We start from the raw sequence: 24,940 nt of genomic DNA on the forward strand, positions 1-24,940 counted from the left end.
GTCACAGAAATCGGGACATTCGTAATGGTAACATTGCCCTATAAGAGATAGAGGTCTTAAGTAGGAGTGGTGGAATATGCTGATCATCCCGGTAAATGAGCTCGTTGAAGGCGACTTGCTCGGACGCGGGCTATACGCAGCCGATGGACGTCTCATGCTCAAGCAAGGCGTAACCCTGAACGGCAGTCTAATCGATGGGATCAGAAGATTAGGTTATCGCTATATTTTCGTTGAAATGACTGAGCATCGCACTTCGATTAGCGGTACCGACATTAAACGAAACCTTATGAATATGACTAAAGACGTTCTGCAGCAAGTGTTTCGATCCATCCAAGATAACAACAATTTCCCGATTCGGCCGTTGTTGGAATGGACGGATCATATAACGACAACGGTAGAAGATGAGAAAGAAATGACGATTAGCTGCCATGATCTTGCTCCCGGCGGAATGGAATTGCTTACCCATAGCCTGAATGTTTGTTTTCTTTCCATTTTGACAGCCAAAGCGCTCGGATACAACAAGAAGCAATTGGAGCAGGTTGCCCTTGGCAGCCTTCTGCATGATATCGGTCTCGTTCTTCCTCATGACGACACTTTGCTGGTTCATCACCCCGTCGTCGGTTATGACATTCTTCGCAAGCATCGCGGGATTTCGGATGTCTCCCTAAGAATCGTCTTGCAGCACCATGAACAAGTCGACGGCCGCGGATTTCCTAACGGATTTAAGGGCGACCAGTTGATTGAAGCTTCGCAAATATGCGGCCTAGCCAGCGATTTCGACTATTTCATGAACGATCCGACCAAGGACCGGCTACCTTCGGAAGGAATTGACTTCGTCATGTCGAAAATAGATTCCTCATACACTTATGCGGTCGCACGGGGCTTCATGCAAGCTTTCCAGCCTTATCCTCTTGATACGCAAGTCGTCCTATCCGGCGGCTTGACGGGCAAAGTTTGCGCGATCAATAAAGCGAACTACTGCCGCCCGGTCATCCAACTAGATCAAAGCGATACCCGCATAGACCTCATGAAGCATATGACATTTAAAATCGAAAAGGTCGTTCAGGTGAAATAAACGCTTATAGGGGGGATTGGAAATGCCTGTTGACCGTACGAAACTGAGGGCCTCCATCCCCTTTTTCCGAGAAATAGAACCTGCTCTTATCGATCGGCTCGTCCCCTACATGCACCAAAAAACTTATCGCAAAGGCGAATTAATATTTCTCGAAGGAGATCAGGGCAACGAAATTTACTTTATCGGAAGCGGTTCGATTAGCATCTATACTTTCGACAAGTCGAAGAAGGTGATATTGGCCTTCCTTCGCGAGGGGGAGTATTTCGGAGAAATGGCTCTTATGAAACCCGGACTAGTCCGTTCGGCCACGGCCGAATGCCTGATGACGACACGCCTATACATCCTGCGGCGCAGCGATTTCCAATTGCTTATCGAGAACGATCGGAATATCGCCTTTCATTTGCTTGACTACACGATGGATCGGCTTCGCCGGGCAAACCAACAAATTTACGATCTAACGTTCTTGAACGTACGGTCGCGATTGATCAAGAAGTTAATTTACATGATGGAAAATTACACGACGGAAGACTTGAACGATTTTGTTATCCCCGTGAAAATAACGCACCAGCAAATCGCGGAAATGGTCGGAGCTGCAAGGGAAACCGTGTCCAAAGTGCTGCAGGAATTGCAGGATGAGGGATTCATTCAGATTCAAGACAAGATGATTCACCTGCAAAACTTGAAGCAGTTAAAAGCCAAACTTGCGGAGGAAGATTAATCCTTGCGGTTCGACATTGATTATGTTAAACTGATGTTCGCGTGTCTCAGTAGCTCAGCTGGATAGAGCAACGCCCTTCTAAGGCGTCGGTCGGGGGTTCGAATCCCTCCTGGGACGCCACTTTTAACGATTAGTCAAATTTAATATAACCAGCACAGCCCCCCAAAAACTTGTAATTTCAATGTTTTGGGGGGCTTTCTATTCATTGAACAATTATTGGAAAGTGATGGGCAGCACAATGAAGATACTTTTTTGGCCTTCGTGCGTCATATGTATCTGGTTCTAGCTCGATGAAGGCACTTTTTTGGCCTTGAATACTCATTGACAACTGTCAATTCGGGAGGACCTAAGTAGGTAACAAGTAAAAGCGGCTTTTTCCCCAACTTCCAGATTGGGAATTTCCCAAGGTGAACCCGGAGCATACCATTGTGTATGTTTGTCCTCTCAATAATAGCATTCCAAACTGTTCCTTTAACCAAGTTTGGATTAATCCAGATAAGGGAAATTAGTCACTTGAATAATTAGTAACATTCAAGCAAATAATCATTTGGTAATGAAAACCATTAAAAGGGAGTGTTACCGAATGACCGAAAACAATATCATTGATGAAGAAAACCAAACCTATGATGCACAAGTAGCTGAGCTTGCCGCCGAAAAGTCCGTCGAAGATGATGATGCAGAGATAGAGCAGAACGAAGGCTATAAATCAGATTGCCGAGAGTAACCTCCGATAAGAGAATTCCTATCGAACTTCTATGTGGTGTGATGATTTACGAAGTAAATTCATACGTTAGTCATACTTTTTATTATCATTATGTGTTATGATATAACTCACTTGGGTCTGTAGCTCAATGGCAGAGCAACCGGCTCTTAACCGGTAGGTTGTGGGTTCGACCCCCACCGGGCCCACCATAAACGTTTCAAACCGCGTACCCGATACTTGTCGGGTTTTTTTATTTTAAAAAACGATATACGTAACGTCCGGCAACTCAAAGTTCCTTCCCTTGTTAATCCCCTCCCCCTGCGCGGGTAATAAGACTTAATACTTCGCCCAACACGCAGGAGGCCACATCTATGAAGAAAACGAATAAAACGATCGGTTTCGTCCAATGTCTGATCTCGCGTTTCCGGGAAGACGACGTACCCTCCCTTGGCGCCCAACTGACTTATTATTTGATCCTTGCCTTCTTTCCTTTTTTGATTTTCCTCGTTAGCCTTGTAGGTTTCGCGCACGTATCCGCGGATGAACTGTTAGGCGATTTTATTCACATGCTGCCTTCCGAGACAGGCGATACCGTACGCAGCAGCGTTAACGAGGTCATGCTAACCGAGAACGGCACCTTGCTATCCGTCGGAATGCTGGCTACGCTATGGGCGGCTTCCAATGGCGTTAACGCGATTATTAAGGGTCTTAATAAAGCCTACGACGAAGCCGAAACACGGCCGTTCTGGAAAGTCCGGGGATTGTCGGTTCTGGCTACCGTCGTGCTTGCCGTAGTAATCCTCATCAGTATTTTAATGCTCGTTTTCGGAAAAATCATCGGACAATACTTGTTCGAATGGCTGAACTACCCGGCTGGATTTCCATGGGCATGGAGCATTCTTAAACTCGCCATACCGCTAATCGCGCTATTCGGCGTCTTTATGCTGCTCTACCGGGTCATGCCTAATCGCTTGATTTCTTGGCGCGATGTCGTTCCTGGCTCCTTATTCACTACGGTAAGCTGGGTCGGCTCCTCATTTCTTTTCTCCTTCTACGTAAACCAATTCGGCAATTATACGAAAACCTATGGCAGTCTCGGCGGTATAATCGTGTTGTTGATTTGGCTCTATTGGAGCTCGATTATCGTCATGCTAGGGGGCGAAATCAACGCAACGATAACCTTTAGCAAGGAAGGCAAGGAGAAATGCGAAACGAAAAAATTCGGGCTGCATCTGCCTTGGATGAACAAGAAAACGGTATAATACAGAAAATAGGTTATATCGGCAGGAGGAGTACATAAATGGGGACTTGGTTGATCTATGCGCTGCTCTCGGCGGCAACCGCAGCATTGGTGGCGATATTCGGCAAAATCGGTTTGAAGGACATCGACGCCAACTCCGCAACCGCTATCCGCGCCGTCATTATGGCCTTGTTCTTGCTCGGAGTCGTCGTCGTGCAGGGGAAGTTCAACCAATTGGGAGAAATCGTGGCGCAGAAAAAAGCGATGACCTTCATCGTGATGAGCGGAGTCGCGGGCGCGTTGTCGTGGCTGTTCTATTTTCTTGCGCTTAAAGGCGGGAAAGTATCGCAAGTCGGACCGATCGACAAGTTGAGCGTCGTCCTTGCCGTCGCGCTTGCATTCTTCTTCCTAGGCGAAAAGATCTCTCTGATGAACGCCATCGGAGTGGTATTAATCGGGGCAGGTGCTATACTTGTAGCGCTCAAATAAACCTTTCCCTCCAGTAAATGTGATAAACCGCGTATTCCCTTACCAGAAACGGATACATTCGATGCTCTCCGTCAGCCGTTCCATGTCGGAAACGTTCACGTCTCCGATATTGCCGATGCGGAACGTCGGGGCGGACGATATTTTACCCGGATAGAGGACGAAGCCTTCTTCCTTGATCCGCTCGTATAGCTCCGCGAAAGAAAACGATTCGTTATCCGGGTAATAGAAAGATGTGATAATCGGGGATTGGTTATGTTCCGGGAGCAACGCCCTGAAGCTAGCACGCGCCATCCCTTTCGCCAATACCCGTTGATTGTTCGTAAATCTTTCTTGGCGTCTCGCGATGCCGCCCTCTTGCTCCAGTTCAAGCAATGCCTGGTAAAAAGCGTACACTACGTGAGTAGGCGATGTAAATCGCCATTTTCCGCCCTCTCGCTCCATCGTCTCCCACTGATCATACAAATCCAGCGACAGCGATCTGGCAAGTCCGGCGCATCCGAGCATGGATGACGTCTTGGCGATGACAAAGCCGAAGCCAGGCACCCCCTGAATGCATTTGTTGCTGCTGCTGACGAGGAAATCGATATCCAGATCCGCAACATCGAATGCGATGCCCCCGAAGCTGCTCATGGCATCCACGATATACACTTTGCCATGCCGCTTGGCTGCACGACCGATTTCTTCAATTGGGTTAAGCATGCCGGTCGTCGTCTCAACATGTACGACGGCTACATGCGTGATGTCCGGCTGTTCTAATAGCACGGCTTCCAGTTGCGCTCCGTCAACAGGCGAAGTTTCACCGAAATCGATTACTACCGTTTGGATGCCGATCACTTTTGCCATCTTGGCAATCCGCTCCCCATAAGCGCCGTTCATCAGAACTGCGAGCTTTCCGTGGTAAGGAATTACCGAACCTATTACGGACTCGACGACAAAGGTGCCGCTGCCCTGTATCAGAACGCTTGTATAATTCTCTGGATTCCGAGTCGCCAACCCAACGAGCCGCGAGCGAATATTTTGCACCAAATCGAGGTATTTCCGATCCCATGTACACCAATCGCCGAGCATCGCCGACTTAACCGTTGGGGTCGTCGTCAGAGGACCGGGCGTCAACAATAAATAAGGATTGCCTTGTTTTTTCACGAATTTCACTCCTAGTTCGCATGTTGTAGAGAGGACCGATAAGGTCTACCCTCACTATAAGATACCCGTGTAAAATCGCTATTAATAACAAGTAAATTTATTGTTTTTTATTTCGATTAGTTGTTTTCTCCTTGTTTATTGTGCGATTGGCCAGAATGCAACGGTAATAAAAAGCCGTCCAACCCGGTCAACGGGTGGACAGCTTGGCATTTCCATGTTTCCATTAACGATTATGCGGTTGGGCCGGGTTGTTCTGAGCGGGATGGAAAGTGTTGTTCTTGAGCGTTTCCTCCACGAACTCCTCGCCCTTCTTGGCGATTTGATTCCCTTTGTTTTTCTTGAATTTATCTGCCACTTGTCTCTTCTCACCTCCCGATTAATCAAACCCTTGTCCTTATTTCACAAATTTCTATCCAGCGCTTCGGCAATCCCGGGATAAGACATGATCTGCGCGGCGAATTCATCCCGATCGTTGATGGACAGATGGTCGGGCGACGTGAAAATGGGCTTCATAACGTCTTCGAACGCGGAATGCAAATTGTTGTCAAACCAATCGATTTCTTGGTTCGCATCGTTGGATATTAGCCTTACTAATGGAAAAGAACCATTCGGACCGGCGCGAAAATAGGCCAACATCTGCGGATCGCGTTGATGATCGGTAAACACTTCCACTTCGGCGTATAATTGTCCGCCCCGGTCCAATACCCGGCGAAACTGTGCCTCTTTTACCTTAATCATAGAATGAATTCCCCTCCTAGCGAGCTCCTATAAAATATTCATCGCCTCGATATATCTCTTGGTTTCTGGGGTGCCAAGCTTATGAAGCATATGGTAGATTTCTTTGATTAAAGCATTGTAAGTATCATTGTCCGGAACGTCGCTCACCGTTGGCAATCCTTTGAAGGAAAAAGCCTCGTCTTCATCCGCGTCTTGCGACTCCTCGAACAGCTCCTGAAGTTTGTTGAGCTCGTCCTCATTGGCATGGATAGCGAACTCGAATGATGCAGCCTCGCGATCCTCCAATATTTGTCTAGCCCCAACCGCTACGTAATAAGTTTTTCTTTCCGATTGCTGAGCCTTCGTATCCGTCATTGGGCAATTCGTCTCCATTCCCGGTAATGAACCGTTTCTATAACGTATTTTCTCCCTGCGGACATACATTTTATGCCTTTTTTCGCATATCCATCTTATGATCGGTTGTTAAGCCTAGAGGAGGGTTGAAGGCACATGTGTGGAATTACCGGATGGATTGACTGGAACGAGGATTTGACGACGCAGGCGGACACGATCGAGACCATGACCGAGACGCTGGAACTCCGAGGACCCGATGCTTCCGGCACTTGGTTATCTCGCCATTGCGCCTTCGGTCACCGCCGATTGTCCGTTATGGATCCGGCGAACGGAGCCCAGCCGATGATTCGTCCCGTCAAAAACGCGGACAATCACGACTACGTGCTCGTGTATAACGGTGAACTCTATAATGCGCCAGAGCTTAAAAAAGAGCTGGAAAGCTTGGGCCACCGCTTCCGGACGACCTGCGATACGGAAGTATTGCTATTGTCCTACGTGGAGTGGGGACCGGAATGCGTCGAGAAGCTTAATGGCATATTCGCCTTCGCGATCTGGCAAACGGATGAAGAGAAATTGTTCATGGCGCGGGACCGGCTAGGCGTCAAACCGCTTTTTTACCGTCGGGAAGAGGGAAGGCTGATGTTCGGCTCGGAGCCCAAAGCAATATTGGCGCATCCGGACGTCCCAGCCGAAGTCGATGCGGAAGGGCTTGCGGAACTGTTCGTGATCGGTCCTGCCCGTACGCCAGGACATGGGATATGGCGGAATTTCCATGAGTTGAAGGCTGGGCACTGCATCCAATACGATCGCAATGGGATGAAGATATCCGCCTATTGGCAGCTGGAGAGCGCCGAACATGAGGAAGATGAATCCCAAACCGCCGAAAAAGTCGGGGATTTGCTCGCAGACACGGTCGGGCGGCAGCTGGTATCCGACGTTCCGATCTGCACGCTTCTTTCCGGAGGATTAGATTCAAGCGCCTTGACCGCGTTAGCCGTCAATTATTATAGAAACACCAATCAAGGAAACGTTCATACTTTTTCGGTCGATTATGTCGACAACGACAAGCATTTTCATGCTCACGAATTCCAGCCCAATTCCGACGCTCCCTGGATAACCCGGATGATCAGTCACCTATCGACCGTCCATCACCCTATCCAGTTCGACACTCCCGAACTCGTTAAAGCGCTCGAAGCCGCCGTGCTTGCCAAAGATTCCCCAGGTATGGCGGATATCGACGCATCGTTGTATTTATTTTGCCGGGAAATCAAGAAGGAAGCTACCGTTGCCATATCAGGCGAAGCCGCGGACGAGATATTCGGCGGATACCCGTGGTTTCATCGGGAGGAAGCTTTGAAGGCGAACACGTTTCCTTGGTCGCTGGCAACGAGTATGCGCGCTGAGTTGCTGTCTCCAGAACTGAGGGAACAGCTTCGTCCTCATGAATACTTGTCCGATCGATATTCCGACGCCATTGCCGAAGTTCCGGAGTTGCCCGGGGAAGACGAAGCACACAGAAGGATGCGTCGCATGTCTTATCTGAACATCACCCGGTTCATGCCCACCTTGCTCGATCGCAAGGACAGGATGAGCATGGCCGTCGGCCTTGAGGTACGCGTTCCATTCTGTGATCACCGGCTTGTTGAATATGTGTGGAACATCCCCTGGGAAATCAAGACGGCTGGGAACAGAGAGAAAGGCATCCTGAGAAAAGCGCTTGAGGGCGTTCTGCCGGACGATGTACTGTATCGAAAAAAAAGCCCTTATCCGAAGACGCATAATCCGAATTATTTAGCAGCCGTTCGAGCACAGCTTCTCGAGAGGCTTGATGATCCGAATTGTCCGCTCTTGCCATTCATTAATGAAACAAAAATAAGAGAGCTGGCCGCAACGTCCGACGCCAACTCTCATCTGCCTTGGTTCGGGCAACTCATGTCCGGGCCGCAGCTATTCGCCTATTTGCTCCAAATGGAATTCTGGTTGAGACAATACAAGGTTAAATTTGTTTTGTGATAAGTTCACGGGTTCCCGTAAGAAATTTGCTTACGGGAACCCCTTTCTTTATTTGACGATTAGATCGAGCAACCGACGTAAAGCTTGCCCGCGATGGCTGATCGCGTTTTTTTCCTCTAGAGAAAGTTCGGCCATACTGCGATCGTGCGAGGAAACCCAGAACAACGGATCATACCCGAAGCCATCGGTACCGCGGGCACTACCGAGAATATCCCCTTCAACCGCGCCTTCGGTTTGCAGTTGGCTGCCGTCTGCCGGATCATATAGGACAAGCGAGCATACAAACCGAGCTTTGCTAAGCAATTCCGGCTCCGTACCCTCCCCCGAATGAGCAGCAACGTCAATTCCCCTAGCCTTTAACTCCCGAAGCAACTTCAAGTTGTTATCCTCATCGCTCGCATCTTCGCCTGCATAACGAGCTGAATATACGCCGGGCGCTCCGTCCAAGGCATCCACGCACAGCCCCGAATCGTCCGCGAGCACCGGCAAGCCTACAATGTCCGCGACAGCTTTCGCCTTCAGAAAAGCATTCTCCGCGAATGTGACTCCGGTTTCTTCAATCGAAGGAATGCCTTCGATATCAAACAAATCTTTAACCGTTATTCCGATCTTCTGGAAAGCTTCGCGAAATTCCTTCGTCTTCCCTTTATTTCGCGTGGCCAGAACAATCGTGCTCCCCGCCTCGATCATGCCTTTCCTCCAGATCCAATCCGATCCCCCGCTGCTCCCAATGTTTCCTTTTGCAGCTTAATGAGCTTCTGAATCGCTTCTTCGGCTAGAGACAGCATGTTATCGAGCTCCGTACGGGTAAACGGGGCCTCTTCGCCCGTGCCTTGGACTTCTACAAATGCACCCGCACCGGTCATTACTACGTTCATGTCCACTTTAGCTTTGGAATCTTCCTCGTAGTTCAAGTCAACGGCCGCCTGGTCTTGAATGACTCCGACGCTTATAGAAGCCAAATAGTCCGTCAGAGGGTACTTATCGAAAGACGCCGTTCCAGCCAGCTTATGTATGGCTAGAGCTAGTGCGATATATGCGCCGGTAATGGACGTTGTCCGCGTACCGCCGTCAGCTTGGAGCACGTCGCAATCCAATGTAATCGTTCTTTCGCCAAGCGCGTGTAAATTTACGACCGAACGAAGCGCACGTCCGATCAGACGCTGAATTTCCATCGTTCGCCCTGTCAGCTTGCCTTTCACGGCCTCTCTTTGATTACGGGTATGCGTCGCTCTCGGCAGCATGGAATATTCCGCCGTCACCCAGCCTTTGCCTTGTCCTTTCAGAAAAGGAGGAACTCTCTCTTCAACGGATGCTGTGCAGAGAACCTTAGTGTTGCCGGCTTCGATTAGCACGGAACCTTCTGCGTATTTATTCGGATGCAGCGTAACGGCGAAAGGTCGCACGTCACGGAATTGTCTACCATCGGATCTCATTGTTTGGCCTCCCGGTTACTGAATCCTCACTATTTTACCAAAGGTTGAACGTAAAAGCATCAACGGTCATCCGCTCCCTGCTTCGGGAACGAAGACGTATGATCTGTAGAGCTTGGGGCAATATACAAAGGATGGAAAATGAAGGATAAGAGGGGGCTCTAAATATGCTGGAACAAATCAAAAACGAATTCAAAAACGCCTCGGACTTGCTCATGGATACGCTCGACAACGGCTACTTGAGAATGGAACTCGCCTATTTCCCTTCGTTATGCGACGAACGCATCAAAGACGGCCTTCTAGTCCCCTTCTCGTACCGCTTCGATCCGGACGAATTTCGCAGAATGCTTCACTCCAATCCCAAATATCAAAAGCAAGACAAAAGCGAAGAATGGGCTAACCTTCTGCTGAAAGGAAACGTTCTGCTTGAAATCGACGGCCAGTGCTACTCTTTCAAATCCGACCGCACTTTCGTAACTGAGGTGGGCACCACCCAGGTGGAAGCCTCCCTGCAAGGACCTCAATCCGCCTTCACGGAGGATATAAACCTTAATATTTCTCTCGTTCGCATTCGCTACAACAAATCCATCCTAACCGTTAAGCCCTTTGACAAAGGATCCTTTTCCCATACTTCCATCCAAGTTCTATATGATTCGGAGTTAGTGAACGAGAACGTTCTTAAAATGTTATTTAAGCAAATGGAAAATGTAAACATCGATTTGTTGCAAGCCTCCGGTCAATTGGTCAAGGAGTTAACGGACAGAAGCCATCGTTTATTCCCTACTCTGCTTCAGACGGAACGTCCCGATCGTGTTGCGGTCATGCTGCGCCGAGGAAAAATCGTCATTCTCATGAACGGAAGCCGATTCGCCATCGTCCTGCCCGTTAGGCTCTTCGATTTCATGCATGCTATGGACGACGATTACGAATCCTACTGGATTAGCCGTTTTCTCATCATCATGAGGTACATGGCCGTATCCCTTACTGTTATTTTGCCGGCTGTGTATATTGCTATCGTTTCCTACAATCCGGAAATCTTCCGCGTTCAGCTTGCTTTTACGATTGATGGCAGCCGCGCAGGGGTTCCCTATCCCTCGTTCGTGGAAGTATTTATTATGTTATTCATGATTGAAGCGCTAATTGAAGCCAGCATTCGCCTTCCCCGGTTCGTTGGCTCGACCGCGACGACGGTAGGCGGTCTCATTCTAGGTCAAGCCGCCCAGCAAGCGGGTCTTGTCAGCAGCATTATGATTATCGTTACTTCGGTTGTGGCCATATCCAACTTCGTTGTCCCTAATCCTAATTTCAGCCAATCCGTAAGGTTGATGAAGTATCCATTCGTTATTATCGCCATGATTTACGGAATCAGCGGGGTAGCCGTTATGTTCTTCGCCATGATCGTCTATTTATGCAGTCTGCGAAGCTTCGGAGAGCCTTATTTGGCCCTCTTCACGCCCAAAAATCAAATGAACTCCGGTCATGGGAAGGATTGAATCATGGCACGATACTTCTACTATCACGTCATTTACGTCGGCATGATCAATGTCATGCTGTTCGTCCCTTGGACGCTCATTCAACATCGATTTAACGGTGCAGTGTCAGGCATGGCGATAGCCATTGTCTTTGGCACCCTCATTTCCTATCTCACGATTTCCTTTATTCTGCGGTTTCCGGGGATGGGGTTCGCTGAAATTATTAGAACCTACTTCTCCCATGGCGTCACGGTCGTCATTTTAATTTTGGCTGCATTTATTTGGTTTATGGCCGGCATGCTGGTCATCTATTCCTATTCGGCAACGATCCAGCAGTTTTTCAATCCCGATATGAATCCGTATCTTTTCATGCTGCTTATGACTCTCGCCGGCGTATGGGGAGCGAGCCGTTGCTCGCGTTCCGTACAGTTCGCGCACGAGATCATGATGCTTTTATGCACTCCCCTTATTCTCATGATTTTGTTCAAAGCCATTTTCAGCCCTTGGTTGGATTGGGATGCGATTCGCGTAACGTCCGGTTATATCCGCACCGCCCCATCTTTCGTCTCCTTGTGCGCCGCTACTTTCGTTTTTGCCGGCTATAACACGCTCGGCATATTCAATCGGCTTCTTCCGGCGGGGGCGAAAATCAAGTATCGTTGGATCATTCCGTTGTTTTGCTCCTTTTTCCTTCTCGTCTCTTTCTTTATTCCCATCGGATTTCACGGCACCGTTGGAGTAGCCGATTACTTGTACATCTGGAGCATCACCGCCGATTCCATGATCATGGAATATGGATTTGTGTATCGGGTACTTTACATCTTCTTGCTGCTCTATACCGCTTTGTCGCTTATGTTCGCCATGAATACTTGGCACACCGCCATGGAATTCCTTAAAGCTTGCCACCCTAAGCACAAGCCCAAAACAGAGCAGTTCCCGGCTCCGGCGGTCAATTGGTGGATTAATCTGGCCTTTGCCATACTGACCTTCGTATATGCCTTCTGGACGAATGAACAACGAAACCAGTGGGTTAACCAATACTGGCTTATCACTAGGACGTTCGTAGACATAACGACAACCGTACTGCTCGGCTGGATTGTCTTCAGAGGCAGTCGGAAGAAGAAAAAGCAGCCCCCCATTCCGAGGGATGCAGCCGTAACGGATACCTGAATCGAGGAGTAGAGTCTAATGCGATACCGAAAAGCACTTCTGTTCGCGCTCCTGTTATCGATGTTATGCGGCGTTAACGGTTGCGGTTTCAAAGACATAGACAAAAGGTTTTTCGTTGTTGCGATGGGAATCGACCGCGGCAGCAAGCCTAGCACTTACCGGGTAACGCTTAGACTGGCCATCCCCACCTCCAAAATCGAGAGCGGGGAGGCCAAAACCGAACTTGAATCCATCGAAGCCCCGACCATCGCCGAATCCGTACGCCATATTAAATCGCTAGTCGATAAGGAATTGGATTTCGGCCATTGCCGCGTTATTCTATTCGGCAAATCGTTAATGGAAAGAGGCGTGGATGAACCTCTAAAATGGCTATCCCGCCGCAGGGACATTCAAATGGTGGCCTTCTTGGGAATGGCCGAGCCAAATTCCTTCCATGTCCTCAAATTGCATCCTCAATCCGAGCGCTATCCAGGCAATGCCCTGTTCCTATCTTTCGGAAGCGAAGGAACGGAGTCTTCCTACTCCGTAACGGAATACTTGTTCGATTGGGCACGCCGACAGTCGGAAACCGGTAAAGACGGCTACTTGCCGATCGTTAGAAGGGATATCGACAGCAATTCCTACCGAGTGGACAAAGTCGCTTTCCTGGACAAAAAAAAGCTGCGCCTCTGCTTGAATTCGGAGGAGACGCAGCTCTTCAACATATCGGCCAAACATTACGATAAGTCCGTCATCGCCATTCCTTTTCAAGGTACGAGGGTTGTATTGGCCCTCTCGCAAGTGAAGACGCGAACGAATATCAGCCATTCGGATATCCCGGAAATCACTTTTCATATCCGTGCCACGGGCTTCATGGAAGAGAGCCCTCCGAATTTCTTAGGGGGAGACATGCAGCAAATCCAAAAACATATGCAAACGGAATTCAACAACCAGTTGGAAGACCTATTGTACAAGGTCCGCGACGCAGGGGTGGATCCTTACGGTTTCGGGCTTCATTACTTAGCGACTTACTTCGGCCGAAGCAACGAATGGAATCATTGGATGGCGGCTTATCCCTCCGTTAAATTCCATGTCCAAAGCCGGATCGTCATCGCCAAACCCGGCCTCATTCGATAGTCGTTTACCTGACAAGCGCGTTAATGCTTGTCGGGCGAATGACGGGGTGATCATAGGAACGATTGTCCGAATCTACCAATGAGTCGTCTCCGTTCATGACAACTCTAACCTGAGGCATTCCGGTTGCTTCGGATAAAGTAAGGACGAGCGCTTCCATCATCTCTGAAGGAACGGGCGACTGAGGCATCCAACCCGCATCTTGCAAAGATACGCTTACGGTATCCGCCATTTGCGTTAGTTTCTCGATCGTCATGTCCGAGGTCAGTACCGGCTTTAAGGCTTTCGATTTTTGAGGCCCAAGTATCAGTTGCTCTAGCGCCGCTTTGGCTGGGTTGGCTTGGCGGTTAATGAGACGGGTTACCGGCACGAAGTAACCTTCGCCTTCAGCGGATTGGGCCGAGAAATACAAGGTGACCGCCATAGAGCGATTGACCTGTACTCCTTGCCCTGTCTCCAGATTTATGCCTACGCCGCGAGTGAGCACTTGATCAATGGGTAACCCTGAGGAAGTGAGAGATGTCAACGGCTTGCCTGCTGCGGAAAGCTTCACCTTGTCGATTCCCGGTATTTCCGTCAAAGTCCACACGAGCGCTTCAAGCACCTTCCGTTCTTGCGAGGCTATAGAACTAGGAAATGGAGCTGCAAAATCAATGGAAATCGAACCTTCAGACTTATTCTCGGTAACCGAGCTTACTTTCGTTCCTGCGGGCAACACTGCTGTAAATCCAGGCGGAAGTTGATCCGCGAGCTGTTCATTTGCGGTCATCCAAGTGATGGCTTCTTCGGCGGAAGACCGAGGCGATGATTGTTCCGCATCCATTCTCATGGATATCGGAGCAAGGTACCCGTTGCGATCAAGCAAGTAAACGGTCACAACGTCGGTCGCTTTAGTGTCGTGAGCGGTGACGGTGTCGTTCAACATCGTCTGCTCGACGGAGGATGGCGGCGGGTCTATGCTTGCAGTCTCATCCTTGGCCGTACCCGGACCGCGGCCGCATGCGGATAATAGGGGCAGAAGCAGCAGCAAAGCCCCCCATCTCATCAACCATTTGTTTCGGTAGGACATTTTTCTCATCATTAAAATCCTCCCATCTTCGTATTTATAAGGGTGGGCCGCCGTTCCACCGGCTTCCCATTTGTAGTACTATGTATACGAGCCCCCGGAACAATTATGTATGTTTGTCCCGCTCAAGTTCATGACTGAGGCCAATGGCTTCGGAAAGAGGTGTTGTTCATGTCCCAACCGAACGTGTATCGTCTTAACAGCAAGGAAGTATCCAAAGCAACAGAGCAATGGCTAATGAAACGCGGAGTGAACAAGGAACAGATCGGACAGTTAGTTATGCTGCTGCAAAAAGATTATTTCCCTGAACTGACGCTGGCAGAATGCGTCCTTAACGTGGAGTCGGTATTATCCAAGCGCGAAGTGCAGAACGCGGTGCTTACCGGTATCCAGCTTGATATGCTCGCCGAAGAAGGCAAACTGCTGCCTCCTCTGCAAGATATGATTTCTTATGACGAAGGCTTATACGGTTGCGATGAAATATTAGCGCTAAGTATTGTAAATGTATACGGAAGCATTGGATTTACGAATTTCGGTTACATCGACAAACTTAAGCCCGGCGTCCTGAAAAAATTAAACGACAAAAACAGCGGCGAAATCCATACATTTCTTGACGATATCGTAGGTGCGATTGCAGCTGCCGCATCTAGCCGGATCGCCCATCGCAAACAAGCGGAACGCGAAGCGGTCGAGGAAGCGTTGCAAGAAGGCGCGAAGTAGGTTGCAACCTTCCCTTTCGCTGATCTGCCTCTGTGGAGCGGAGTAGGTTATACCCTTCTCTTCGCTTATCTGCCTCTGTTGGAGCGGAGTAGGTTATACCCTTCTCTTCGCTTATCTGCCGACATTTAGCTGCTTCAGAGGTTACTACTTAGGTCTCCCCAAATCCGGGGAGATTTTTTTCTTTGTTTTTATAGGAATTTGAAAAACCTCACAGCGAAATAGGTGTCATTTCCACCCTTCTCAAACAATACCTCCTCGTATCTCCTCGCTAACTTCTGCTCTTCACGGACAATTCAGCTTCTGATCGACCTAAGTAGGAGTAGTAACGAAAAAACCGACTAATTCACACGTGTTAGGGTGCTGCGGGGAGCAGCGGGGGGCAGCGGGGGGCAGCGGGGGAGAAATTGTGCTAAAAAATCGAGTAATTCATGCGTGACGCTACCCTCCCGAGTGGGAATTGTGCTAATAAATCGAGTAATTCATGCGTGACGGGGCTCCCGAGTGGAAATTGTGCTAATAAATCGAGTAATTCATGTGTGGTGGGGCTGCCGAGGAGGAATTGTGCTAAAAAATCGAGTAACTTGCGCGTGACGGGGCTGCCGAGGAGGAATTGTGCTAAAAAATCGAGTAATTTCTATTCCGTAGCACACTGCCACTAGTTTACTCCTAAAATCGCTTTTTCCGACTTTGACGAGGATGTATGTTGCTCGCCATGCGCAAAATAATCGATTACGCGCCGTTCTTTCGGGGGATACCCGGAGGGACGGCGCTATTTAATTGTAAAGGGGATGCGATGAATCAAATCGATCGTTTTTGAGGTTATTCATGGATAATGGTTTGAGGAGCACCTTACTACTTAGTTCTCCCTGTATTGGAAGTTGTTCCACGTGCGATTAATCGGATTTTTTCTGTTTTATACGGTTAGACGATAACGGATCCGGGAGAGTCCTTCCGGCGAAGATTCCGACTCCAGACGGATAACGATCCCGCGCCGTTCCATTCGAATAAGATGGGCTATCGTTTCCGCGAGCGCGAACCTAAGCTGGTGGGCATTGTTCCTAAGCCGGGGGCTAAACAATAGCTCGCATACCTCGAACGCGGATTTATCCTCATTACCGATTATTTCCGCCATCTTCATCAACCGGTGTTCGTGATGGTCTATAAGTTCCTCTATACGCTGCCGAAACAACGAAAACGGATCCCGATGTCCCGGGAAAACCATCTTGACCTCAAGCGGCAACATCTCCTGCAAGCTGTTCAGGAAAGAGCCTAGCGGGTCGGGATCTCCGCCTGGCATCCAACCGATATTCGGCGAGATGTCCGGCAATATCTGATCGCCGCACAGCAGCCAGCCGGACACGCTATCGTAGAAGATCAGATGTCCGGGAGCATGGCCTTCCCCCATCAGGACGTTCCATTCCACTCCGCCCATTCCGAATGTTCCGCCCGGCTGCAAGATCGACAAATCCGCCGGTTGCGGAGACACCTTTTCCCGAAATCCACGCATGTGCTCTCTCATATCTTCCGTCAATTCCGGAGCCATCCCATGCATGAGGAATGCCTCGGTCAACTCATCGGAGAAAGCTTCGTGCTCGCTCCACAGCCTATTGGCACTGTCAAGGGCAACTTGGGATAGATAAACAGTCGCGTCCGTTCGCTGCTGAAACCAACCCGCCATTCCAAAATGGTCGGGATGATGATGGGTTACCACGATAGTTCGAATATCCTGCCAACGGATTTCGTATTCCGACATGACTGCGAGCCAGAAATGTTCGGTTTCATTCGTATGCAAACCCGGATCGATAAGCGTCCAGCCATTCTCCTCTGGCAAAAGATAGGCGTTTACCCATTTCAGCGAGAAAGGTAACGGAACTTTAACCTGCAACCAGCCATTCGCAAGCTCTGTAACTGCTTTGATGCTTTCGTTCATCCCAATCGTCTCCCCAATAGAATAAGACGTTTGGAGCTGTTCGCCGCATAAGCGCTGCCATCGTAGTCGCCGTATGCTCGATCTAGCACAAGCCCCGTTTCCGCCAGCATTTGCTCGAATTGCTCAAAGCCGATAAGCCGGACACGCTCCTCGTATCGTCGGCTCTCGCCTAAGTTGCCCTTTTCGTCCGCAGGCGGTGTCACTATTATTTTCTTGACGATGAAATCATCTTCAATCGTACGCTTCTCCGTTATCCGTAAACCCGTAGGTCCGTCCACCCGCTCCGATACCGGAACCAAGCATCGCTTAATGTATGCCGGATTCAAGTAATCGATTAGATAACGGCCGTTCGGCCTCAAAACCCGTTTCATCTCTTGCAATACGCGGACGTTATCCTGGAAATCATCGAAATAACCGAAAGAAGTGAAGAAGTTCACGGTAGCTTCAAAGGATTCGCTGCCAAACGGTAGTTGCCTCATATCCCCGTTAACCCAAACGATGCATCCATCAGGATCATTTTGTCGCGCCTCGGCCAGCAGAACTTCGGACAAATCCAATCCGGTCACTTCATAACCAAGCGCTTTGAGCGCTTGCGCATGACGTCCTGTCCCGCAGCCGATGTCGAGCACGGGACAACCGGGCCGTAATTTCATCCATTCCATCATCTCGCCGATTTCTCTCTCCGCATTTTCCCGGTTTCGATGGCGGTAGACGATTTTATAGTCCTCGCCGAAACTTGTGGTAAACCAATCTCCCATGAGTCTTTTACTCCTTTTATGCTTTGTTGCCCTTAAGAATTAACAATCATTAATTTCCATCATAACATCATTCCTACACCAAGTCCCAATCCGATAAGGGCAATCACCGATAGATAGATGTCCTCATATGATGTTGTATTCCAGGCATAACGGCTTCACCGCCTTCATGACAACAATCAGCGAGCGCCCAAAGCGCCTATGACTGCTGCACTTGGGTACGGGATAAACGTTATGCTCAGGTGATTCAGAAAAGGGTGGGGACGCAGCTAATACTTTCTGATTCACTCGCTAGCCCCCGGGAAGGAAGCCTACGAGAGCCTTCACCACGACACACGCAAAGGTGGAAGGAGTACGAAACATGTCCACCCCGAAAATCGACGTCCAGGTCATCAGTTCAAGCATATTGTCCGATGACGTCCTGATGCTGGGGGAATCCCTCATGAAGCAGTTGAAAATACCTGCCCAGCAGCATCTTGTCTTACAGTTCGGTTCGTTCCGCCATTCCGTCACAATCGTCCCAGTGCCCCGTTATGAAGGTCTGCGAATCAGCCAAACGCTAGCTCGCAGAATGTGTATCTTTTCCGGAATACCGCTGCGAATCCAGTACCAGACCGCGACAAGAACACTCGCGCTTGGACCTCTAATCGGCGTACTAATAAGCCGGGATAATTCGCAGCAGTTGGAAAAACCGTTCGGAGACATCACGATGTTCTGCCGGGAAATGACCGATGCTTGCCGGAGCCAAGGCGCTTACGTGTATTTTTTCACTCCAAGCGCGATCGGATCAAATCTCTCTTCCGTTGAGGGTTGGGTTTACACTAAGGGATGGCTGAAGATGATGCTTCCGGCACCCGATGTCGTGAACAATCGTCTGACTTCCCGCAAGCTCGAAAACAACCCCATCGTTCAGCAGTTCATGAAAGAAATCAAACATCGCTATGGCGCTCATGTGTTCAACGAGAAATTTCTCGACAAATCCGAAGTGTTCGATGCGCTTAAGAAAGATTCTTCCTTGCAAAAATATTTACCCGAATCCCATTCCCTTCAGAACTATACGATGTTAAAGAGCATGTGCTCCAGATATAGCGCCGTGTTCCTAAAACCGGTAAGAGGCAGCTTAGGCAAAGGAATCATTCGTCTATCCCGCATCGGTCCTGAGAACTGGCAAGCGTCTTACGCAACGGTGGGCGGAACGAAAAGACAGACGTACACCAGCCTTGTCAAACTATTCTCAACCATTTCCGGCAAAATGAAAACAGTCCGCTATTTGGTCCAGCAAGGCCTGACCTTAATCGAAATCGGGGGACGTCCGGTCGATTATCGCGCTTTAACGCAGAAGAACGCGAGCGGCAAATGGGCGATCACCTCGATCGTCGGCCGGACCGCGGGAACCGATCATTTCGTGTCCAACCTAGCCAGAGGCGGCACACTTTCGACGGTTAGGGAGTCCGTCGCCAAGTCCAATCTTCCCGTCCAATTTCGGGGAGACGCTTCCTCGCGCCTTCAGAGAGCGGCTTTGGACATCGCCAAGGGTGTAGATACCCATATTCCCGCCCATTTCGGGGAACTCGGAATCGATCTGGCACTCGACACCTCCGGTCGCGTCTGGCTGCTAGAAGTAAATTCCAAGCCATCCAAGAACGATAATACACCACTCAAAGAAGGGAAAATCCGTCCTTCGGTGCGGATGATAATTCAATATGCGCGATTTATATCGGGATTCTAATTCATACGGAATTGCTGGTTCTCAGGCCGCTCTGGGTATTCTCGTATGCGAGCGCGACGGGAATCCTCCTTTTGCGGAGAGCACGTTCATCAAGCGGCTCAACTTAATCGGCTCGGAAAGCGGGCTGCATTTGTTTGCCTTCGCACCCTGGACTTGGAATGAACAGAGCGACTCGGTCAAAGGTTGGTTTTGGAACAAACCACAGCACAGGTGGGAATCTAGCGAACAGAAGCTTCCTTCCGTCGTCTATGATCGCTCTTGGCCGGATAACGACGAAGAAAAGCAACGTTTCCGTCATGCCTTACGGCGCATTCGCACCGTTAGGAAGCTTACATTTCTAAATGGACGTCTTCCTAACAAAGGAAAAGTGTACGAAATCCTGTTGCGGGACGCGACATTCAAATCTATTCTTCCGCCGACAGCGCGATACGAAGGCGTGGATTCACTCGCCTTATGGCTGCAGAAGCACCGCCATGGCGTATTTCTGAAGCCGATTGCCGGCAGCCAAGGCAAACGTGTCGTTTCCGTAATCCGCAAGGAGGACGGAACGGTTAGTCTAACCGGCAGGCAAAGCGATAATCGCCCGCTCTCCCTGACTTGCGGGAACGTAACGGAAGCTTTGCGGCGAATTGAACGTTGGATCGGCATGCGAACTTACATTATGCAGCCTATGTTGGATTTGCGGGGACCTTTGGGAGAACCGTTCGATTTACGCGCGCTTATTCAGAAAAACGAAAAAGGCCAATGGACGATAACCGGGATCGCCGCCCGCTTAGGAGCGACCGGCTCGGTCACGGCCAACTTGCATGGAGGCGGAATTGCCGCGTCGGCAAAAGAAGTGCTCCATCCCCTTTTCGGAGAACAACGCGGAAACGAGCTGATTCAGGAAATAAGAAAGGTTTCCTTCCTGATCGTCGCTCGGCTGGAAGAAACATTAGGACGATTCGCCGAAATCGGTTTGGATTACGGGATTGATCGCAGCGCCAAGTTATGGTTTCTGGAGGCAAACTCCAAGCCCGGCCGCTCCGCCATGGGCTCTGCCGACGGTGAAGCCGCTTATAAAGCCGCAGAGCAACCGCTATCCTATGCCCGATCTATCCTGCTTCGACCACCTGGGAGGGTAATTCATGAGTTTGACCATCTGTAACGTCCATTTCACGCAGCAGCCGGAACGTATCGTATGGTTTTCCAGCCCTCTTGCGAAGCTGCTCAAGCTGGGCGGACGTAAATCGGTTAACGTCAAGCTCGGCAAAGACATCGTACCCGCCACGGTGCGGACCGTTAAACGCAAAGGTCATCATGTCTATATGTCGGCAGGGCTTCGGCGTTCCATAAGGGTTCCTAAATCGGGAAACGTGTATTTAACTAATGACGAAGGCGAAGAGGAAATCCAACTCGGCCCTTTAATCGGGGTATTGACGGACAACAACGGCACACGCTCCTCGACCGCTCCGTTCGGAGAAAGAACCGGTTTCGTTAGACAACTTCTTAGCCTTGGTCAGAAAAAAGCATATTTATTTGCCTTCACCCCGCGCGATATCAACTGGCAGCAAGATACGATTCATGCCTGGTTCCTTGATGGCGGAGGCGGTTGGACGCGGCGCGTCGTTCCGCTTCCCGACGTCGTATACAACCGGCTTCCGAGCCGGCGCGCAGAAACCGGATCTACGATTACGGCGCTGCGGGAGCGATTCATCAAGAAAAAAATCCCATTTTTTAATTGGAGCTTCTTCAACAAATCGGACGTTTACAAGCTTCTCGATAACGATCCCGAAGCGCTTAGGCACTTGCCTGAATCCATCAACAATCCGACTCCGGAGAAAATCAAAGAACTTCTGGAGAAGCATCAATTTCTATACTATAAGCCGTCTGCGGGCAGCCTTGGCATCGGGATTTACCGTCTCACCTACCACCCGCGCAAAGGTTACTTCATCCGGTATCGCCGGGGCGCCGGCAACGTTCTCCTACGGTTCAGCAACTTCAATAGCCTGATGAGAATGCTGCGCGCTCGTCATGGCGGGAACTTAAGCAGCTATGTTGTCCAGCAAGGCATTCGATTGGTCGAAATCGACAATTGCCCGATTGATTTCCGATTCCACATGCATAAGGATGGACACAACAAGTGGGTCGTTGCCGGAATTGGCGCCAAGAAAGCCGGACGGGGCAGCGTTACGACCCATATTAAGAACGGCGGTTCTCTCATGACGCCGGAACAGGCGCTCAGCCGGACTTTCGGAGACAAATCGGATGAGGTGCTCAAGGAAGCTAAGGCGGTTGCCATCAAGCTGTCGGAAGCCATCGAACGAAATTATACGCATACCCTTGGAGAACTGGGACTCGATATCGGCATTGACCGGGACAGCTCCGTCTGGATGTTCGAGGCCAATGCCAAGCCCGGAAGGTCCATCTTCAAGCATCCGGCCTTGAAGGAGCAAGGTAAAGCTTCGCTCGAATACATTCTCGATCACTGCTTGTATTTAAGCAAATTTCGCAAAGCAGAGGGGATGAATCTTAATGATTCCTAACCTCCCCTTAGCGAACGCGGAGCAAACGACCGATAAACCGGTCGTCGCGATTCTTACGATAGAGGATGATTTACAGCTGTTTCGCGGAAATCGCAGCAATTTCGTAGATCTCATCCGCACCGGCCAAATGATGGGAATGACCACGTATGTCGTCACGGTCAAAAACCTGAAGCTTAACGCGCCGCGGATACTCGGTTATACGTTTCGCAACGACGACGAAACATGGATCAAATCCTGGTTTCCCCGTCCGAATATCGTCTATAACCGGATCCCTCAACGAGAGGACGAACGACTGCCCAGCGTGAAACGCAAATTGGCCGCTTTGTCGAAGCAACCCGGCATTCGCTTGTTTAATCGCCGTTTTTTCAACAAATGGTCTTTGTTTCAATGGCTCAACGAGAATAAGGCAACGAAGCCATACATTCCGGAAACGAAGAAATTGACCGACGCGATCGTTCTCGGAAATCTTCTCAAGAAACACCGCTTGCTTTATCTCAAACCCGTCAGAGGTAAAGCTGGCGTCGGCATTATGACCGTGAAGGTTCAGCCTGAGAAGCAATTGCCTTATCGCCTGCAAATTCAAGAGGAAAAAGGCAGCCGCACTTACCGATGCGCAACGATGAAAAGATTGTGGGATAGAGTGACGAAACAATCCGCTATCCTTGGAGAGCCTTATATCGCGCAGCAAGGTATCACACTGGCCGCCGTTAACAACCGACCCTTTGATTTAAGGGCTTTAATACAGAAAAACGGGGTAGGGCAGTGGGAATTGTCCGGCATCGGCGCAAGGGTAGCAGGCGATTCCAGCATTACGACCCATGTGCCGCGCGGCGGCTATATCGACGATCCCGAGAAGCTTCTCAACGCGATTTTCGGCCAAGAGAAAACCGGCAAAGTGCTCGGAAAGGTTAGAAACACAACGCTGATGTTAGCGCGGCAGATCGAACGTTCCGCGCATTATCGGTTATGCGAGATGTCGATGGATCTGGGCGTTGATGAGACCGGGCACGTCTGGTTTTTCGAAGCGAACTCCAAGCCAATGAAATTCGACGAGCCGCATATTCGCAACAAATCGCTCGAACGAATTTTCCAATATAGCCTCTTCTTGCACAGAAAGAACAATGACGCCAAAGGAGGCGCAACTTCGTGATCGCGATATCGGCATTTCATTGCTGCGGCTCCAACCTCATGAGGCCGGCCTTGCCGGCCTGGAGGTGAACTCTTCATGGCCCAACCCGTGCTCGGTATTCTGACCTTGTACCTAAACGATTCCAAAAAACTCGAGGAACGTCAGGTTTACGAGAAAATGATCACCGCAGGCAAACGAATCGGAATTTCGGTATTCGTATTTACGCCGCAGGACGTGGATGATAGCAGCGGCAAAATTCATGCATTGATCTTTAATACGCAATCGAAAACATGGAACCGGCGATGGGTAAAATTTCCCCACGTTATTTACGATCGTTGCCGCATACAGAAAAGCCAGCGATTTCAGCAACTATTGGCATTCCGGAAACGTTATTCCCATCTCTTATTCCTGAACCGCCCATTACGCAACAAATGGACCATCTACCGCACGCTCGGCAAAGTGGCCGCCTTTAAGTCCCAACTTCCGGTGACGAAGCTGTACCAATCGTCGGAGGATGTTTCGACGCTCCTGAGAAAATTTCAGACCGTTTACTTAAAACCGATTAACGGAACCGGCGGTCGCGGCATTCTTCGCATCGATCGCCAAAAAGATGGAAATCTTCTCCTGCAAGGTCGCAACCATTCGCGCAGCATCGTGCAGCCTAAGCGGATAGCGAGAAGCAGTCTGGCATCCGCACTAGGGAGTTGGGATATGCATGGTGACCGATATATCGTTCAGCAAGGATTGAATATCAAACTGCCTAGCGGCCGGATCCATGATTATCGTATGCTTGTGCAGAAAAACGGAGTCGGTGTCTGGGAAGTAACGGGCTGCGCGGGCCGTGTCGGGCCGTTGCGCAGCATTACCTCTAACCTGCATGGCGGGGGCGAAGCCGCGTCGATGAATACTTTGCTGCGGCAATGGATCAGCAACGACGTAGCCATTTCGCAAATCCGCGAAACTGCCGAAGCTTTCGGCATTAGCGTCGCGCGACATCTGGAAGCTAATTACGGGGCAATGTGCGAATTAGCGCTTGACCTGGCTATCGACAGAAACGGAAAAGTATGGCTGCTGGAGGTCAATCCCAAACCGTCTCGCGAAGTATTCAAGCAAGCGGGAGAACACGAAACTTACCGCAAAGCAATCGTCCGACCCATCGAATACGCGCTGTGGGCATACCGCCAGAAAAAAGAATCACGCATCCTAAAGCCCGCCTCCAAGCCTAAGGGCGATTCGGCAACGGAACATCGTTTGTTATCCGATGACGAGCATGCTGCCGACTATGCCGATACGACAAGTTAATGAAGCAATGTGGAAGGGATGTCTCGTAAGTCGAGACATCCCTTCTGTTTTGTTTGGCTTGGCGGTTCTTCGGTGCCAATATTTCGCGCATCATGAAGGCACTTTCTTGGCCTTGGCGATTCCTCAGTGCCATTGACGCGCATC

The 24,940-nt window shown here is 49.9% G+C and carries 24 protein-coding genes and 2 tRNA genes; 17 read left to right on the forward strand and 9 right to left on the reverse strand.

The window, feature by feature from the left end:
* The first annotated feature begins 76 nt into the window (after nt 1-76).
* From K7P76_RS13075 to K7P76_RS13105, 7 genes are all read left to right on the forward strand, one after another.
* Nucleotides 77-1,075, forward strand: a complete 999-nt coding sequence (locus tag K7P76_RS13075; protein WP_232185746.1) for an HD-GYP domain-containing protein — start codon at nt 77-79, stop codon at nt 1,073-1,075.
* 22 nt (nt 1,076-1,097) lie between these two features.
* The gene (locus K7P76_RS13080; protein WP_232185747.1) at nt 1,098-1,793 is read left to right on the forward strand and encodes a Crp/Fnr family transcriptional regulator; all 696 of its coding nucleotides are present in this window, start codon (nt 1,098-1,100) and stop codon (nt 1,791-1,793) included.
* Nucleotides 1,794-1,836: 43 nt separating this feature from the next.
* Nucleotides 1,837-1,913 (forward strand) — tRNA-Arg (locus K7P76_RS13085).
* 463 nt (nt 1,914-2,376) lie between these two features.
* The gene (locus K7P76_RS13090; protein ID WP_232185748.1) at nt 2,377-2,517 is read left to right on the forward strand and encodes a hypothetical protein; all 141 of its coding nucleotides are present in this window, start codon (nt 2,377-2,379) and stop codon (nt 2,515-2,517) included.
* Nucleotides 2,518-2,630: 113 nt separating this feature from the next.
* Nucleotides 2,631-2,705 (forward strand) — tRNA-Lys (locus K7P76_RS13095).
* Between the two features lie 162 nt (nt 2,706-2,867).
* Nucleotides 2,868-3,758, forward strand: a complete 891-nt coding sequence (locus tag K7P76_RS13100; RefSeq protein WP_232185749.1) for a YihY/virulence factor BrkB family protein — start codon at nt 2,868-2,870, stop codon at nt 3,756-3,758.
* 38 nt (nt 3,759-3,796) lie between these two features.
* On the forward strand, nt 3,797-4,225 hold the full coding sequence (locus K7P76_RS13105; RefSeq protein ID WP_232185750.1) for an EamA family transporter: 429 nt from the start codon (nt 3,797-3,799) through the stop codon (nt 4,223-4,225).
* Nucleotides 4,226-4,264: 39 nt separating this feature from the next.
* On the opposite strand, the gene phnW is transcribed toward K7P76_RS13105, so the two are convergent.
* From phnW to K7P76_RS13120, 4 genes are all read right to left on the reverse strand, one after another.
* Complete coding sequence (phnW, locus tag K7P76_RS13110) at nt 4,265-5,377, reverse strand: 2-aminoethylphosphonate--pyruvate transaminase (protein ID WP_373692388.1); 1,113 nt, start codon at nt 5,375-5,377, stop codon at nt 4,265-4,267.
* Between the two features lie 214 nt (nt 5,378-5,591).
* Nucleotides 5,592-5,723, reverse strand: coding sequence for a hypothetical protein (locus tag K7P76_RS33125; protein ID WP_255678505.1), 132 nt, complete (start codon nt 5,721-5,723; stop codon nt 5,592-5,594).
* Between the two features lie 44 nt (nt 5,724-5,767).
* Nucleotides 5,768-6,106, reverse strand: a complete 339-nt coding sequence (locus K7P76_RS13115; RefSeq protein ID WP_232185752.1) for a hypothetical protein — start codon at nt 6,104-6,106, stop codon at nt 5,768-5,770.
* Between the two features lie 27 nt (nt 6,107-6,133).
* Nucleotides 6,134-6,460 (reverse strand): hypothetical protein, encoded by a 327-nt coding sequence (locus K7P76_RS13120; protein WP_232185753.1) that lies wholly within the window; start codon nt 6,458-6,460, stop codon nt 6,134-6,136.
* 135 nt (nt 6,461-6,595) lie between these two features.
* Here K7P76_RS13120 and asnB point away from each other — a divergent pair, with 135 nt between their 5' ends.
* Entirely contained in the window at nt 6,596-8,452 is a 1,857-nt protein-coding gene (gene asnB / locus K7P76_RS13125; RefSeq protein ID WP_232185754.1) for an asparagine synthase (glutamine-hydrolyzing), read from the forward strand.
* 48 nt (nt 8,453-8,500) lie between these two features.
* On the opposite strand, the gene K7P76_RS13130 is transcribed toward asnB, so the two are convergent.
* Together K7P76_RS13130 and rph are read right to left on the reverse strand one after the other, a co-directional pair.
* Entirely contained in the window at nt 8,501-9,142 is a 642-nt protein-coding gene (locus tag K7P76_RS13130) for an XTP/dITP diphosphatase (protein ID WP_232185755.1), read from the reverse strand.
* On the reverse strand, nt 9,139-9,888 hold the full coding sequence (gene rph, locus K7P76_RS13135) for a ribonuclease PH (RefSeq protein ID WP_232185756.1): 750 nt from the start codon (nt 9,886-9,888) through the stop codon (nt 9,139-9,141). The genes K7P76_RS13130 and rph overlap by 4 nt, the downstream gene beginning before the upstream one ends.
* A gap of 164 nt (nt 9,889-10,052) precedes the next feature.
* Between rph and K7P76_RS13140 the strand changes: the two genes are divergently transcribed.
* Genes K7P76_RS13140 through K7P76_RS13150 form a run of 3 tightly spaced genes read left to right on the forward strand, consistent with a single transcriptional unit; the run spans nt 10,053 to nt 13,643 of the window.
* A complete protein-coding gene (locus K7P76_RS13140; RefSeq protein ID WP_232185757.1) occupies nt 10,053-11,378 on the forward strand; it encodes a spore germination protein in 1,326 nt (441 codons plus the stop codon).
* Between the two features lie 3 nt (nt 11,379-11,381).
* The gene (locus K7P76_RS13145; RefSeq protein WP_232185758.1) at nt 11,382-12,527 is read left to right on the forward strand and encodes a hypothetical protein; all 1,146 of its coding nucleotides are present in this window, start codon (nt 11,382-11,384) and stop codon (nt 12,525-12,527) included.
* Nucleotides 12,528-12,545: 18 nt separating this feature from the next.
* The gene (locus K7P76_RS13150) at nt 12,546-13,643 is read left to right on the forward strand and encodes a Ger(x)C family spore germination protein (RefSeq protein WP_232185759.1); all 1,098 of its coding nucleotides are present in this window, start codon (nt 12,546-12,548) and stop codon (nt 13,641-13,643) included.
* A gap of 4 nt (nt 13,644-13,647) precedes the next feature.
* On the opposite strand, the gene K7P76_RS13155 is transcribed toward K7P76_RS13150, so the two are convergent.
* Nucleotides 13,648-14,721 carry a GerMN domain-containing protein gene (locus tag K7P76_RS13155; protein WP_232185760.1) on the reverse strand — a complete coding sequence of 358 codons (1,074 nt, stop codon included), beginning with the start codon at nt 14,719-14,721 and terminating at the stop codon, nt 13,648-13,650.
* Between the two features lie 156 nt (nt 14,722-14,877).
* Here K7P76_RS13155 and K7P76_RS13160 point away from each other — a divergent pair, with 156 nt between their 5' ends.
* Entirely contained in the window at nt 14,878-15,426 is a 549-nt protein-coding gene (locus tag K7P76_RS13160; RefSeq protein WP_232185761.1) for a phosphatidylglycerophosphatase A family protein, read from the forward strand.
* 913 nt (nt 15,427-16,339) lie between these two features.
* On the opposite strand, the gene K7P76_RS13165 is transcribed toward K7P76_RS13160, so the two are convergent.
* Nucleotides 16,340-17,356, reverse strand: a complete 1,017-nt coding sequence (locus tag K7P76_RS13165; RefSeq protein WP_232185762.1) for an MBL fold metallo-hydrolase — start codon at nt 17,354-17,356, stop codon at nt 16,340-16,342.
* Nucleotides 17,353-18,114, reverse strand: coding sequence for a class I SAM-dependent methyltransferase (locus K7P76_RS13170; protein ID WP_232185763.1), 762 nt, complete (start codon nt 18,112-18,114; stop codon nt 17,353-17,355). Before K7P76_RS13170 ends, K7P76_RS13165 begins: the two co-directional genes overlap by 4 nt.
* 358 nt (nt 18,115-18,472) lie before the next feature.
* Here K7P76_RS13170 and K7P76_RS13175 point away from each other — a divergent pair, with 358 nt between their 5' ends.
* The 5 genes from K7P76_RS13175 (at nt 18,473) to K7P76_RS13195 (ending at nt 24,796) form a co-directional block, all read left to right on the forward strand.
* Nucleotides 18,473-19,840 (forward strand): YheC/YheD family endospore coat-associated protein, encoded by a 1,368-nt coding sequence (locus K7P76_RS13175; RefSeq protein WP_232185764.1) that lies wholly within the window; start codon nt 18,473-18,475, stop codon nt 19,838-19,840.
* Complete coding sequence (locus K7P76_RS13180; RefSeq protein ID WP_232185765.1) at nt 19,815-20,987, forward strand: YheC/YheD family endospore coat-associated protein; 1,173 nt, start codon at nt 19,815-19,817, stop codon at nt 20,985-20,987. The genes K7P76_RS13175 and K7P76_RS13180 overlap by 26 nt, the downstream gene beginning before the upstream one ends.
* Nucleotides 20,968-22,365 carry a YheC/YheD family protein gene (locus tag K7P76_RS13185; RefSeq protein ID WP_232185766.1) on the forward strand — a complete coding sequence of 466 codons (1,398 nt, stop codon included), beginning with the start codon at nt 20,968-20,970 and terminating at the stop codon, nt 22,363-22,365. Before K7P76_RS13180 ends, K7P76_RS13185 begins: the two co-directional genes overlap by 20 nt.
* Nucleotides 22,355-23,515 carry a YheC/YheD family endospore coat-associated protein gene (locus K7P76_RS13190; RefSeq protein WP_232185767.1) on the forward strand — a complete coding sequence of 387 codons (1,161 nt, stop codon included), beginning with the start codon at nt 22,355-22,357 and terminating at the stop codon, nt 23,513-23,515. Before K7P76_RS13185 ends, K7P76_RS13190 begins: the two co-directional genes overlap by 11 nt.
* A 75-nt stretch (nt 23,516-23,590) precedes the next feature.
* Complete coding sequence (locus K7P76_RS13195) at nt 23,591-24,796, forward strand: YheC/YheD family endospore coat-associated protein (protein ID WP_232185768.1); 1,206 nt, start codon at nt 23,591-23,593, stop codon at nt 24,794-24,796.
* Nucleotides 24,797-24,940: the final 144 nt, after the last annotated feature.

Source organism: Cohnella silvisoli (assembly GCF_021190915.1).
GTDB classification, from domain to species: Bacteria; Bacillota; Bacilli; order Paenibacillales; family Paenibacillaceae; genus Cohnella; species Cohnella silvisoli.